Annotated in this window: 13 protein-coding genes; 11 read left to right on the top strand and 2 right to left on the bottom strand. The window is 61.9% G+C overall.

Annotated features, from left to right (window positions below):
- Nucleotides 1–7: 7 nt before the first annotated feature.
- From copC to QOL79_RS18290, 8 genes are all read left to right on the top strand, one after another.
- On the top strand, nt 8–391 hold the full coding sequence (gene copC / locus QOL79_RS18325) for a copper homeostasis periplasmic binding protein CopC (protein WP_011542702.1): 384 nt from the start codon (nt 8–10) through the stop codon (nt 389–391).
- A gap of 6 nt (nt 392–397) precedes the next feature.
- On the top strand, nt 398–1366 hold the full coding sequence (copD, locus tag QOL79_RS18320) for a copper homeostasis membrane protein CopD (RefSeq protein WP_003046408.1): 969 nt from the start codon (nt 398–400) through the stop codon (nt 1364–1366).
- A gap of 32 nt (nt 1367–1398) precedes the next feature.
- Nucleotides 1399–2088: a helix-turn-helix domain-containing protein gene (locus QOL79_RS18315; RefSeq protein ID WP_003046411.1), complete on the top strand. Its 690-nt coding sequence runs from the start codon at nt 1399–1401 to the stop codon at nt 2086–2088.
- A gap of 137 nt (nt 2089–2225) precedes the next feature.
- Complete coding sequence (locus QOL79_RS18310; protein ID WP_003046415.1) at nt 2226–2903, top strand: class I SAM-dependent methyltransferase; 678 nt, start codon at nt 2226–2228, stop codon at nt 2901–2903.
- Nucleotides 2904–3065: 162 nt separating this feature from the next.
- Nucleotides 3066–5387, top strand: coding sequence for a heavy metal translocating P-type ATPase (locus tag QOL79_RS18305; RefSeq protein WP_039578973.1), 2322 nt, complete (start codon nt 3066–3068; stop codon nt 5385–5387).
- Nucleotides 5388–5475: 88 nt separating this feature from the next.
- On the top strand, nt 5476–5916 hold the full coding sequence (locus QOL79_RS18300) for a YybH family protein (RefSeq protein ID WP_283420338.1): 441 nt from the start codon (nt 5476–5478) through the stop codon (nt 5914–5916).
- Nucleotides 5917–6180: 264 nt separating this feature from the next.
- On the top strand, nt 6181–6774 hold the full coding sequence (locus QOL79_RS18295; RefSeq protein WP_223181176.1) for a c-type cytochrome: 594 nt from the start codon (nt 6181–6183) through the stop codon (nt 6772–6774).
- Nucleotides 6775–6959: 185 nt separating this feature from the next.
- On the top strand, nt 6960–8237 hold the full coding sequence (locus QOL79_RS18290) for a type II restriction enzyme NmeDI-related protein (RefSeq protein ID WP_011542709.1): 1278 nt from the start codon (nt 6960–6962) through the stop codon (nt 8235–8237).
- A 307-nt stretch (nt 8238–8544) separates the two neighbouring features.
- On the opposite strand, the gene QOL79_RS18285 is transcribed toward QOL79_RS18290, so the two are convergent.
- Together QOL79_RS18285 and QOL79_RS18280 are read right to left on the bottom strand one after the other, a co-directional pair.
- On the bottom strand, nt 8545–10605 hold the full coding sequence (locus QOL79_RS18285) for a TonB-dependent receptor (RefSeq protein WP_058800398.1): 2061 nt from the start codon (nt 10603–10605) through the stop codon (nt 8545–8547).
- Between the two features lie 700 nt (nt 10606–11305).
- Nucleotides 11306–11704 carry a MerR family transcriptional regulator gene (locus QOL79_RS18280; protein WP_039578962.1) on the bottom strand — a complete coding sequence of 133 codons (399 nt, stop codon included), beginning with the start codon at nt 11702–11704 and terminating at the stop codon, nt 11306–11308.
- A gap of 80 nt (nt 11705–11784) precedes the next feature.
- On the opposite strand from QOL79_RS18280, the gene QOL79_RS18275 reads away from it, so the two are divergent.
- From QOL79_RS18275 to QOL79_RS18265, 3 genes are all read left to right on the top strand, one after another.
- Nucleotides 11785–12606 (top strand): MauE/DoxX family redox-associated membrane protein, encoded by an 822-nt coding sequence (locus QOL79_RS18275; RefSeq protein WP_276203603.1) that lies wholly within the window; start codon nt 11785–11787, stop codon nt 12604–12606.
- A gap of 103 nt (nt 12607–12709) precedes the next feature.
- A complete protein-coding gene (locus QOL79_RS18270) occupies nt 12710–13072 on the top strand; it encodes a hypothetical protein (protein WP_058455287.1) in 363 nt (120 codons plus the stop codon).
- 8 nt (nt 13073–13080) lie between these two features.
- Nucleotides 13081–13404 carry a hypothetical protein gene (locus QOL79_RS18265; RefSeq protein ID WP_223181177.1) on the top strand — a complete coding sequence of 108 codons (324 nt, stop codon included), beginning with the start codon at nt 13081–13083 and terminating at the stop codon, nt 13402–13404.
- Nucleotides 13405–13463: the final 59 nt, after the last annotated feature.

Here is a 13463-nt window from a genome sequence, read left to right as displayed (position 1 = left end):
GGTGTTCATGTTCAAGTCTCTTCTCCCCTCTGCAGCGGCGGCTTTCGCTCTGCTTCTCATGCCGGCCACGGCAAGCGCGCACACCAAGCTCGTCAGCTCGACGCCCGCCGCCAATTCGACCGTTTCGAAGGTCACGTCGGTCAATCTTCAGTTCAACGAAAAGATCGTCGCCTCGACCCTCAAGACCGAGCTGGTCATGACCGGCATGCCCGGCATGGCCAATCATGCCCCGATGAAGGTGCCTTACTCGTCGATGATGGGCAAAGAGGGCAAGTCGGCGATGCTGATGCTCAAGCGGCCGCTGACAGCCGGAACCTACAAGGTCACATGGTCGGCGGCGGGCGCTGATACCCACCGCATGGGCAGCGAATTCAGCTTCACCGTAAAGTAAAAGACGGTGGGGGACCCCGTTCTGATCGGCATCAGGTTCGCACTTTATGCGGACCTGATGCTCATCGCCGGCCTTGCTGCGTTCCCGCTTTTTGCGCTGACACGGAGCGAACGCCTTGCGCCGCAGTCGATGATGGCCTCGATCTGGCGCGCAGAGCGATGGCTCTGCGCCGCCGGACTGCTTCTCTCCATCTTGGGGATGGGCGTGCTCGCGGCTTCGATGCAGGGTGTGGGGCTCCTCTCCCTGGAACTCCAGCCTTTTTGGGACCTTGTTCGCGAGACCGAGGTCGGCACAGCCTGGGTCTACCGGAGCGCAGCGCTGCTGCTCGCGCTGGGAGTCGCGATCTGGATGGTCCGCTGGCCGACAACTTCGGCCGCCGTACTCGCGGCCGCGGGCTCGGTGGCCGTCGCGAGTCTGGTCTGGTCCGGCCACGCCGGCGCGACCGAAGGCGCCGCAGGCACCGTGCACCGGATCAGCGACATCTTGCACCTGATTGCAGCGGCGGTCTGGATCGGCGCGATCGGCGCCTTCCTGATCCTGATCTCACCACGTCGTGTCCGCGAATGGCCGGGCGGACTCCAAATTGCGGCGCGGAGCCTCGATCAATTCTCGCGCGTCGGTACGATCTGCGTCCTCGTCATCGCCGCCACCGGCCTCGTCAACAGCCAGATGATCGTCGGCGCCGAGAATCTCGGCCGTTCCCTCGGCTCGCCCTATGGACAATTGCTTCTCGCCAAGCTTGCGCTGTTCGGACTGATGCTGGCGCTCGCGGCGGCGAACCGCTGGCGGCTGACCCCGGCGCTCGCGGCCGCCGTCCCGGGGACCGATACCGACAATGTCGACGCCGACCCCGACCTCGCGATTGCAGCCATGCGCAGAAGCCTCATCATCGAAGCGTCGGCCGCGCTCGCCATACTCGCGCTGGTTGCCTGGTTCGGTACGCTCGAACCCTTCGTCACCGCCGATCCGGTTTGACCCCAAGCACCGCCTCTTGGTCGGGTTCGATCATGCTCGGGACCGGCTGGGCGCTCATTGACGCGCGCATCGGGAGCAGCCGTCCCCATAACCATGTGGCGCACCAGATCAGCCTCGCCATCGAACGCGACCTCGAAATTTCCGGTGATGCCGACCTGATAGTTCCCGCCGGACACGCCATTGCGATAGCGTCGCATGTCCGGCACCGCCTCGGGCCGCCGGGCGCCCTCGTGCGGTCATTTTATCTCGACCCGCTTTTTCGTGCCGGCACCCGGCTGTCCGCCGGATCGGCGCCTGTCCTGTTGACGCCGATAGAGACAGCCGGACTAGGTGACATCGCAAGCGGCGCGGACGCGAAGCGCTGGGCGTCCGACTATCTCGACCGCTCGCAGGCGCGTCCGGTGGATGCCCGCCTGTCCGAAGTGCTCGCGGCCCCTGACGATTTGTCGACCGCGCGCGCCTTGGCCGACGTCGCCTGCCTTTCGCCCTCGCGCCTCCGCGAAATCGTCAGCCGCGACTTCGGCGTGCCTCCGGCCAAATTGCTGCAATGGCTCCAGCTTCAACGCGCCGTGCGGACGCTGGTCGGCGGCGGAGGTCTTGCCGACGCCGCGGCGGCGGGAGGCTTCGCCGATCAATCGCACTTCACGCGCCGCTGCGCTCAATGGCTAGGCGTGACGCCTTCGGCCGGCCTTAGTGCCTTCGCGTTCGAAATCGTGCCCTGAGCCGGATGCGCCTCGCACCGCGTCGCCCCGGCGAAACATTCAAGACTGCCGCGCCTGTTTGCCCTTAAGCGTCTCGTCGAGACCGGCGATTGCGGCCGCAATCCGGCGGCAAGCCAAAGCGTCGAAAGGAGACGGCCATGCCCGACCCGAAACCCGTAGCAAGATCCTACACGCCAGCGGCAGGATATCACTTCCTGACGCCCTTTTATGATTTCGGCGTCGCGGTGACAACGCGCGAGCGCGTGTGGCGCGACCGTCTCGTTCGCCATATGGCGCTCGGCGAGGGTGACGTCATTCTCGATATCGGCTCGGGTACGGGAAATCTTGCGCTGGCGATCGCTCGCCATAGCCGGGACGTCCGCTATCTTGGTTTCGACCCCGACGAGGCAGCGACGCGAATTGCCCGAACGAAGACCGCGCAGATTGTTCCACCGCCGGAGTTTCGAGTTGGCTTTTTCGCGGCTTCGGCGATCGATGACTGGCCCCCGCCTGCCAAGATTGCGATCTGCCTCGTCCTTCATCAGGTCGGGCTTGAGGAAAAGGCACGTCTGCTACGCGAGGCCCGGCAGGTGCTCGCGCCGGGCGGCAAACTCTATGTTGCCGACTATGGGGAACAGCGCAGCCGCCTCATGCGGTTGTTGTTCCGCCTCACGATCCAGCAGCTCGACGGCGTCCAGGACACCCAGCCCAACGCCGATGGATTGCTCCCGGTGCTGATGAGAGAGGCAGGCTTTTGCGATGTTCGCGAGCTTGAGACGTTCCGCACGCCAACCGGTGCGATCGGGATCATCGAGGCCCGAAAGCCCGGGACCTGACGGCACGGGGCAAAGAAAATCCAAGGGATAACCGCTCTTGTTGCGTATCGATAGAAGCGGTTTCCGTTCCGGAACCGCCAAGTAAGATGCCAACGGTGAATTCGACCAGTGGCGTTTGTACTGGCCCGCCAAGAGGCGGGCATTCATCGGGGAGCGGCGGCGATGCACGATCATCAGGGCGCAGAAAAAGGCAGCGGGAGCACGACTGATCCGGTCTGCGGCATGATGGTCGATCCGGCCACCACACCTCATATCGCGACGCATAGCGGCAAGCATCACTATTTCTGCAGCGCAGGCTGCCTCGCCAAATTCGAGGCCGATCCCGATCTTTATGCCGCAAAACGCGAGCCGGCCGCAGCCGATGCACCCGAAGGCGCCATCTGGACCTGCCCGATGCATCCCGAGATCCAGCGCGCCGGCCCCGGAAGCTGCCCGATCTGCGGCATGGCACTCGAGCCCGTCATGCCGACAGCATCGGGCGGCCCCAGCGAAGAATATCGCGATATGCGGCGGCGCTTCTGGATCGGGCTCCTTCTCGCACTCCCGGTGGTTGCGCTCGAAATGGGCGGCCATCTGACAGGCCTTCATCAATTTGTCGGTCGCCAGACGAACAACTGGACCCAGATGTTGCTCGCGACTCCCGTCGTTCTATGGGCGGGCTGGCCCTTCTTCGAGCGCGCGTGGCTCTCAATCCGCAACAAAAGCCTCAACATGTTCACCCTCATCGCGATGGGGACCGGGGTCGCGTGGGGCTACAGCATGATCGCGGCGATCGTCCCCCAAATCTTTCCGGCTGCGTTCCGCGCCGATGATGGCTCGGTCGCGGTCTATTTCGAGGCGGCGGCGGTCATCACGGTGCTGGTGCTACTCGGGCAGGTGCTCGAACTCAGGGCCCGCGAAACGACGAGCGGCGCGATCCGCGCGCTCCTTGACCTCACACCGAAGCTCGCCCGGCGCGTCCGCAGCGATGGAAGCGACGAGGAGGTCGCGCTCGAGGACGTCGCGGTCGGTGACATGCTACGCATCCGTCCGGGCGAAAAAGTCCCCGTCGATGGCATCGTCGTAGAAGGCCGCGGCACGGTCGACGAATCGATGGTCACGGGCGAATCGATGCCGGTGACCAAGGCGGCCGGGGCGGCGCTGGTCGGCGGAACGATCAATCAAACGGGCGGCCTGCTCATGCGCAGCGAGAAGGTCGGGCGCGACACGATGCTCGCGCGAATCGTACAGATGGTCGCCGATGCGCAGCGCAGCCGCGCGCCGATCCAGCGTCTCGCCGATGCCGTTTCGGGCTGGTTCGTGCCCGGCGTCATCGTCGTCGCCATTGCCGCTTTCGTTGTCTGGTCGCTTCTGGGCCCCGTGCCCGCCATGGCCTATGGCCTTATCGCCGCCGTCTCGGTGCTCATCATCGCCTGTCCCTGCGCGCTCGGCCTCGCGACGCCAATGTCCATCATGGTCGGCGTGGGGCGCGGCGCCGAAGTTGGCGTGCTGATCAAAAATGCCGAGGCGCTTGAGCGGATGGAGAAGGTCGACACGCTCGTCGTCGATAAGACCGGGACGCTGACAGAAGGCAGACCCTCGGTCGTCGCCATCGAAGTCGCCGAAGGGTTCGAGGAAAACGACCTCCTCCGGATTGCCGCGAGCCTTGAGCGCAGCAGCGAACATCCATTGGCCGCCGCAATCGTCAAAGCGGCGGAAGACCGCGCCCTCGCGCTCGTCGAGCCATCGGGAGTCGACCAGCCGGTCGGCAAGGGCATCGTCGGGGTCGTCGACGACAAGGCGATCGTCCTCGGCAATGCGAACTTTCTCGAAGAATATGACGTCGATCTGGGCGCACTCGCCGAGGCGGCTGACCGGCTTCGTACAGACGGTGCAACGGCGATCTACATCGCGGTCAGCGGCAAGGCGGCCGGCGTCATCGCCATCGCCGATCCGGTCAAGGAGACGACGGGCGACGCACTCGCGGCGCTGCGCGAAGCCGGAATCAAGGTCATCATGCTAACCGGCGACAATCGCGTCACCGCCGAGGCGATCGCGCGGCGCCTCGGCATCGACGACGTCGAGGCCGATGTCCTCCCCGACCAGAAGAGTGCGGTCGTGCAGCGGCTGCGCGAAGAGGGCCGGATCGTCGCCATGGCCGGCGACGGGGTAAACGACGCCCCCGCGCTCGCCGCCGCCGACGTCGGCATCGCGATGGGTTCGGGAACCGATGTCGCCATCGAAAGCGCGGGTGTGACGCTACTGCGCGGCGACCTTCTGGGCATCGTGCGGGCGCGGCATCTCAGCCATGCGACGATGGCGAACATCCGTCAGAATCTCTTCTTCGCTTTCGCCTATAATGTCGCCGGGATTCCCGTCGCTGCGGGCGTGCTCTATCCGATTTTCGGACTATTGCTCTCGCCGGTCATTGCCGCCGCTGCAATGGCACTCTCGTCCGTCAGCGTCATCGCCAATTCTTTGCGGCTGCGCTTTGCCAGAATCTGATCGAAACCACCGGAGGCACTCGTGAAGTGTCGGCACAACAAGGGGAAATGATATGAGACGACTGACGATTACAGCAATCGCATTGGCCATGCTGGTGGCCGTCCCGGCTCAGGCGACCGAGCCTGCGGATTATCAGGGCGCGGCGGCAGCGCTCGCGCAGTATAAATCGGCGATGGAGAAACTGGACCTGACCGGCGTCGAGGCCCTCTTTTCGCCAGACGCCCAGATATTCGAGTCCGGCGGCGTTGAAGGGAACTTCGCCCACTATCGCGACCATCACATGGGTCCCGAACTCAAGGAATTCAAATCCTTCACCTTCCGCAATTACAAGATTTCGGTTCGCGGCGAAGGAAATATCGCGATCGCAACCGAGACCTACAGCTTCTCGATTGTGCTCGCGAGCGGCGAGACCATCGAACGGGATGGCGTCGCTACGAGTGTCCTCAAACAGGACAACGGAAAGTGGCAGATCTTCAATCTCCACAGCTCCTCACGCAAGCCGAAGGTGCGGCCGGCGGGTGGCATCTGAGCGGGCAAAAAAGGGGCTAGTCCTCACGATCTCTCCGAACCCACACCTAGCAGGACGCATGAGCCCGAGCGGGTGTGGGCACCCTGAAATGGCTCGTCGCGGCAAGTACGGAAACGCCTGCCTCGTCTGTGACAAGGGCAAAGCTGTTGGGGTGCGTATCATCTGTTGCACAGCCGCCGCATTGCGTTCGGCTGCAAAGCTCAAGGCCTGTTATGCGGGAGATAGATAATGGAGCGATTTCGAACTTTCGATTTCCGAAAGCATATGCCGAGCGTGACGTTCACGCTGCTGGCGGTTGCCCTGATAGCGGGCGCGGGTGCGATCACCGTCTATCTCGGCCTATATAATATAGCGGCCGATGCCCCCCATAACCGGCTGACTTACAGCGTCATCGAAACATTCAGGGAGAAGTCCATCGCAGCGCGATCCGGATCGATCGCGGTGCCGGCAGATTTGGCGGCTCCGGCGCGGATCGCGTCGGGCGCAGGTCTCTATACCGAGATGTGCAGCGGCTGCCATCTCGCGCCCGGGATGGAAAAGACCGAAATGAGTCAAGGGCTGTATCCGCAAGCGCCCGTCTTGTTCAAAGGTTCGGAACGTTCGGCTGCGGAGCAATTCTGGATCATCAAGCATGGCATCAAGATGACCGCCATGCCGGCCTGGGGGAAAACGCATGATGATCGTCTCATCTGGGATATGGTCGCGTTTGTCCGAAAACTCCCTGGCCTGTCGCCGGCACAATATCAGGCTATTACGCAGAATGCGCCAATGGACCATGACGCGATGATGAAGGGCATGACAGAGGCGGAAGGCGCGAGTCAGAAACCAAGCGGAGCGGGCGAACACGCAGGGCACTGAGGTCGTCGACAATTATGCAGCGCCGGGCGTGAACGGGCTCGTTTCGACCTTCCATTCCCGCCCACCTTGCCGGTGGGACGGAAGGTTTCGCCTTTCGCTAAGGGCCGGATCGAGCGAACTGTCTTGGCCGGCAAGCCGCAGGTGGAAAACAGCAATTCGGAATGGATCAAGCGGGGGCTATAAACATGAAGCGCGATCTTGTTCGCGAACTGATCGAGCGCTGGCGCGGCGATTCCGGCTCGACCTATCAAAGCTGGTTCCTGTGGGAGGAACGACTGAAGAATTTTCGGTCGATCAGAAGAGGAATCTCGCAGGTCGTCGCCGAAATTGAGGCCGGCACCTTCGGAGCGGCATATCGGGGCTCGTCATTGGAGATCATTGTTCATTCAATCGCCGAGCAACGACAGATTTTCAAAGGTGCGGATCATGCTTTCTTGTGGAAGCCCAAACTCCGAATCCCGGACATCTACGAGAACGCCGACAATCAACGAGCTTTTGGCAGACTTCTTCACCATTGCTCCTGTTGCGATACCGCCGAGGAGGTCGTCGCCGGGATCCTCGCAATCGACAGACAGAAGATCAAGGGGTTGGGTCCTGCGGTAGCCAACATTCTCTATTTTCTGCATCCCACCCTTGTGCCTCCGTTCAATACGGCAATCGTAAAGGGCTACAACGCGCTGACGGGTGCGAATGTGAAGCTTGGCAGCTGGGAGCATTTTCTCGCGATGCGCGCGGGCATTCTGGATCTCAACGATTGCTACCGGGATCTTCTCTCCAACGATTTGGGCGCGATAGGAGGGCTGCTGTTCGATATCGGATCGGGACGGTTTCCAGCCCCACCGCTCAGCGGTTCGAGCGAAAATGCTCGCGATTGGATGGCCTTGCTGAATGAAACGCGCTCACAGTCCGACAAGTTCGATAAGGGGCTTGCAAATCAGAAAGAGAGCGACCGGACGCATAGCGAAGTCCAATCCTGGCTTCGGGACCTCGGCCTTGCACTTGGATATGACGTCTGGGTAGCGGCAAATGACCGGGGGCGCCTTCATGAGGGTGTACCGCTCGGGTCTCGATGCCTCGATAGCTTGCCGCATGCCATCGCAACCGCTCAAGGAAGCGATGCCATAAGACTGATCGACATCTTATGGCTCGAGCAATCGACGGCTACGGTCGCGGCGGCATTCGAAGTCGAGCATTCGACATCCATTTATTCCGGAATTGTCCGCATGCTTGATCTCGCGCTGAGCAGCGAGAATCTTCATTTGTCGACGCCACTTTTCCTGGTTGCACCCGATGCGCGAGAAGCCGATGTCCGCGCTCAGCTCCGACGCCCGGCTTTCAGCCGGATCGGTGATCTCGACATTTCCTACCTGCCCTACGCCGAGCTCGAACAGAACAGGGTCGCCATTGCCCGCTTCGGTACGGGCCTGAAGGCGATCAAGGCGATCTCCCATCCATTGCCGTGAGGCAGCCGACGACGCGTAGGCCTCCGAAAGCAGTTGGTCTTTGCATCCTCGCGGCGTCACAGGGAAAGCCGGGCATCGAAATCGCGCGCGCTACCGACGTTCAGGATGGGACTAGCCCGTATCTGTTCGTGCCATCTTACTGTCCGGCTCATCGTGCCATCAGCAGGGCCGTTCAAGTAACGGCGCCGGTGAGAACAGGGACATATCATGTCCTGCGTTCAGAGGAAGTATTCCCCCCGGGCGCAAGCGCCCAGGGGGACCGACGACCGTAGGGGAGTCGCCGGGGGACCTCGCAGGACGAGGAACCTCAGAAAAAGTAGCGCAGCTGCAATCCGTACTGGCGCGGCTCGCCGTAGATGTAGAGCGGAAGAGTAGGGTTCGAGACACCCGTCGCGTCCGTCCCGATCGTACTATAGCTCACATAGCGCTCGTTGGTGAGATTTCGGCCATAAAGCGCAATTTCCCACGCTTCGCTCGCCGGCTGCCATGCGACACGCCCATTTATAAGGGTCGTGGCGTTTCCGGAAAAAAGCGGATTGTTGCTGGGCTTGAAAAAGATGCTGTCGCGCCAGGAGATATCGGTCCGTAATGTCAGCATTCCGCCGCCCAGGGAGGCCTTATATTCTCCGCCGAGAGTGATGTTCCACTTCGGCGCGTTCGGCAGCCGCTTGCCCTTGAGGCTTGCGCCGACGTCGTCAAAATAGACATCGTAGCGCGCATCGAGATAAGCGATCGTGGATGTAAGCGTCAGGCGATCGAACGGCCGTGCCATCAGTTCCGCTTCAACGCCCTTGATCGTCGCCTTGCCGGCGTTGGTGGTACTGGCAACGCCATTATTATACTCGACCACCTGAAGATTGGTGTAATCATAATAGAAGGCCGAAAAATTAGCTCGAAGCCGGCGATCGAGGAGCGTCGACTTCAAGCCGACTTCGTAGCTCCAGACATACTCCGGGAGGAAAGGCCGCCCGTCTCCCAGCTGGAATCCACCCGATTTGAACCCGCGGGTTGCCGACGCATAAGCCATGACGTCATCGGCAAGGTCGTAATCGATCCCAATTTTCGGAGTCCAGGCGGTCCAGGATGATTTGGGCTGACCGGCATCGACCTGATTTCCGTTCAGCAGGACACGATATCCGAAATCCTTTTTTTCGTATGAGTATCGAAGCCCTCCGGTCAATCGCAGGCGGTCGATGAGTTCGTAGCTTGCTTGTCCGAAGAGCGCGAATGCATTCGTCGTATTGTTTTCCGGGATCGCGAGCCGACGACCCGGTTCGATGATCCGTATTTCGTCGTTGCCCTTTTCATTCAGATAGAATGCTCCGACGATCCAGCGCAGCTTGTCCGCATCGTTGTTGAGAAGTTGGAACTCTTGCGTGAAACTGCGGGAACGTTCGTAAAATTCGATATCGCGGAGGAAGAGGTCAGTCGAGTCAACGTCGAGCGCCTGGACGACCTTGCTCTTGCGCAGCGCCGTAATCGAGCGGAGCGTGACCGGGCCGCCGTCCCAGTTCATGGTCGAGGACACGCCCCAGGCATCGACATCGTAACGCGGCAGGCGGTCGAGTGCGGCCTCTTTGTCATTGGCCGGGATCGTCGCCCCCGCATCGACGAAGCCTTGCGGATAAAAGGGCCGAACAGACCGCGCGCCGGTCTCGCGATCACGGCTGGCATCCGCCCGCAACACGATCTCAAGACGGTCGCTCGCGTCAATCGCAAGCGTCAGTCGTCCAGCGAGATTATCTTCGTTTTGGTATCGCCGTCCCGAGACGACGTCGCGGTAGATGCCGTCGCGCTGGTTGGCAAGCAAGGTGAGGCGGCCTCGGACGCCCGCTCCAAGCGGTCCAGAAATCGTGCCGCTCAGCGAGCGCTTCTCGTAATTTCCGACGGTGAGTCCCAGCGCGCCAGTCAAATCCTCCGTAGGCATTTTGGAAATGATGTTGAGTGTGCCGCCGGCGGAGTTGCGACCGAAGAGAACGCCTTGCGGTCCGCGCAGCACCTCGATGCGTTCGACGTCGAACAAATCCTGATAGCTTGTGGTCGGGCGCGAGATGTAGACGCCGTCATAATGGACTGTCGTGCTGGGGTCGGTCGCAACGCCGAACGCCGAGGTGCCAATTCCACGAATATTGATGATCGCCATGGAATCGTTGGTGATCGACACGCCCGGCACAAAAAATTGGAGGTCTTCGACGTTTGATATGCCCGTTGCCGTAAGCGCCTCGCCGGTCATCGCTGTCACCGAGACGGGAACGGACTGCAGATTTTCCTCGCGCTTCTCCGCCGTTACGATGATCTCGGCGAGGCCGTCCGACTGGGCTTCCTGAGCCTGCGCGGGAAACGCGACCGCCACCGCAATCGCCGCCATCGAGCTTCGCTGCATTGCGCGCTTCGTCGACGAATAACAGTATAATTTGTTCATTATGCTTCCCCTGTTTCGAAGAACTGCCCTTTCGCGCAGCCCAAATGAGTTTCGGGGAAGTCGAGGACAAAAACATGCATGCCCGGAAACCGCTGCTTACGGCTTCCGGGTTCAAGCACCCAACATCCCCTACTGACATTGATTACGCACCAGAACGACTCATCCCTCAAAAATGGTTCGGGCGACGTAAAACCATCGGAATTGGGCTCCCCGATTTGTTCAGATCGCCAGGATGAAGTTGATCCGGAACGCCCAAAGGCTCCTACCTTCATCCAGAAGCGGCGCTTTTCGCTTCTGCCCCTCGTCGGAGCCTTGGTCGGCGCCGTGCACGTGACGCAATCGCTCGCTTGACCCTATGGTCAGGTCTTCCCCGTGGAAGCCTATTTGTTCGCTCTGATGCCGGTCCTAGCCGCGGAGATTCGATGGCGCCTGACCCAGGCACTTCGGACGGCCGTCGCAACTCCGGACGCGGCAGCGGCGAGACACTGCGGCTGCGATCCGCGCTAGCCTTCAGCTCGATGTCGCAGCCGGAGTTACCATCCCATCGCTTGTAGCCGGGATGCTGGAACCATTTGCGACCGATTGACACCAGTTTGAGGGAGGTGAGACGGGCCGTCAGCACCATCCGCCCCCAAGACCAGTCGGGCTAGATCTGCTCGAACGCCGCTATGATCGGGCAGTGGAGCGTGTCGGCGGCAGCGCATTGGCGCGACAGGCCCATGAGCGCGCGCCGCGCCACATCGAGTTCGGCGATCGTCTTTTCGATCGCCGCGATGCGCGCGTCGGCCAGTTCGCGCGCTCGCGCGCGATCGCTCGACGCGTCGAGTTCGAGCAGTTCGGCGATCTCGGTGAGCGTAAATCCCGCTGCCTGTGCCGATTTGATGAAGCGCAGACGGCGCAGAACCGCCTCGTCGTAACGCCGGACTCGGCCTTCCGACGGGGCGCTGGCCGACTGAGGCGGAACGGGCAACAGGCCGCGGCGTTGGTAATAGCGGATCGTCTCGACATTGACGCCGCCCTGCCGGGCAAGCTGGCCGATGGTCATGTCACGCAAGGCCTTGACTCCGTACTATGGTACGGAGCCTATATAGCGGGAAGCGATCGGGAATCAAGAAAGGCGAATCGATGAATATGCAGGTTCAGCGCGCGAACGAAAGCGCGCCAGCGCACACTGGTGCGGCGGTTTCGGGCAAGCCGCGGGCGACCATCTATCGCATGGTGATGGAGCAGCATATCTGCCCCTATGGCCTGAAGGCGCTGCATCTGTTGCGCAGCCGCGGCTATGACGTCGAGGATGTCTGGCTGACGACCCGCGAGGAAACCGACGCATTCAAGGCGAAACATGGCGTCGCGACGACGCCGCAGACCTTCATCGAAGGCGAGCGGATCGGCGGTCTTGACGATCTGAGGCGCCATCTCGGTCTGAAAGTCCGCGATCCTAAGGCGCTTACCTATAAGCCCGTCATCGCGCTCTTCTCTATCACCGCGCTGATGGCGCTGGCCGCCAGCCAAGCGGTGTCGGGCACGCCCTTCACAATCCGTGCCGCCGAATGGTTTATCGGGTTCAGCATGGCGTTGCTTGCCTTCCTCAAGCTCCGCGACATCGAGAGCTTCTCGAGCATGTTCCTGAACTATGACCTGCTCGCCAAGCGGTGGGTGCCCTACGCCACCATCTATCCGTTCGCCGAGGCGCTCGCGGGCATCCTGATGATTTCCGGCGCGCTGAGCTGGATTTCGATCCCGGTCGCGCTCTTCATAGGGAGCATCGGCGCCGTCTCTGTCTTCAAGGCGGTCTATATCGACAAGCGCGAACTTAAATGCGCCTGCGTCGGCGGCGACAGCAATGTGCCGCTGGGCTTCATATCGCTGACCGAGAATCTGATGATGATCGCCATGGCGCTGTGGATGCTGCTCGCGCCCGCTGCCATGACGATGGGCCATAATTAACCGGGCCCGGTGTAACCGTGAGGGGACCGCCGGCGAACAGGTCGGCGGGATCTTCCTCCAGTTTCGAATTGACGCCAAGTTTGACAAGGATCATGCTTTTACCGTGAAACGCTGGCTCACCTTCCTGCTTCTTGTCGGAGCCGTCCTCGGCCTCCTGGCACAGGAAGCCGCGTTCGCCTCCGCGCCGGCGATCCCGGCAGCCGCAACCACGACTACCGCGGCGATGAGCGACGAATGCGCCGAGATGATGGGAATCGACAAGTCCCAAGATAGCGCACCCTGCAAGGGCCTGACCCTCGATTGCATCGCCAAGATGGGCTGCGCGCTGCCGCTGGCGGTCGCGGCGCCCGCCGCCTCGCTGGAGGCGGCCGCCTATCGGCCGGCGCCGGTAGACGCGCGGCCTGCCGTTCGCTTGACGGGCCGAATCGTCGGTCCCGAGCCCGAACCGCCTCTATTCCGCGGCTGAAACGCGCGATGCGCGCCGGTCTCCCCGGCGCGTGTCTCCCAGCTTTTCAACCGAGGAATTTCACCATGAAGACGATTTTTGTCGTTGCCGCGCTCGCGGCCGCAACCCTTGCCGCTCCCGTGTCCGCGCAGGACGCGAGCGGCGGTCATTATGAATGGCAGACCCGCCAGGTGCCGGGACCGAACAAGTCCAATATCAACCCGCGCGTTCGCGTGTGGGTCAAAGACGCATCAATGAATATGGCGGCCTGCGACTGCACCATGATGAAGACCGACGCAGCGGGCTGCATGCACGACATGCCCGGACATCGCATGTCGCCCTCCAAGGGCTGACGGCTTCCGTCCCCCGGCCGACGTGCCGGGGGACATTTCCGCCTGACTCGAAAGAGGGG

This window comes from Sphingopyxis sp. Geo48 (assembly GCF_949769155.1).
Lineage (GTDB): Bacteria > Pseudomonadota > Alphaproteobacteria > Sphingomonadales > Sphingomonadaceae > Sphingopyxis.
This window is presented reverse-complemented; position numbering and strand designations above follow the sequence as displayed.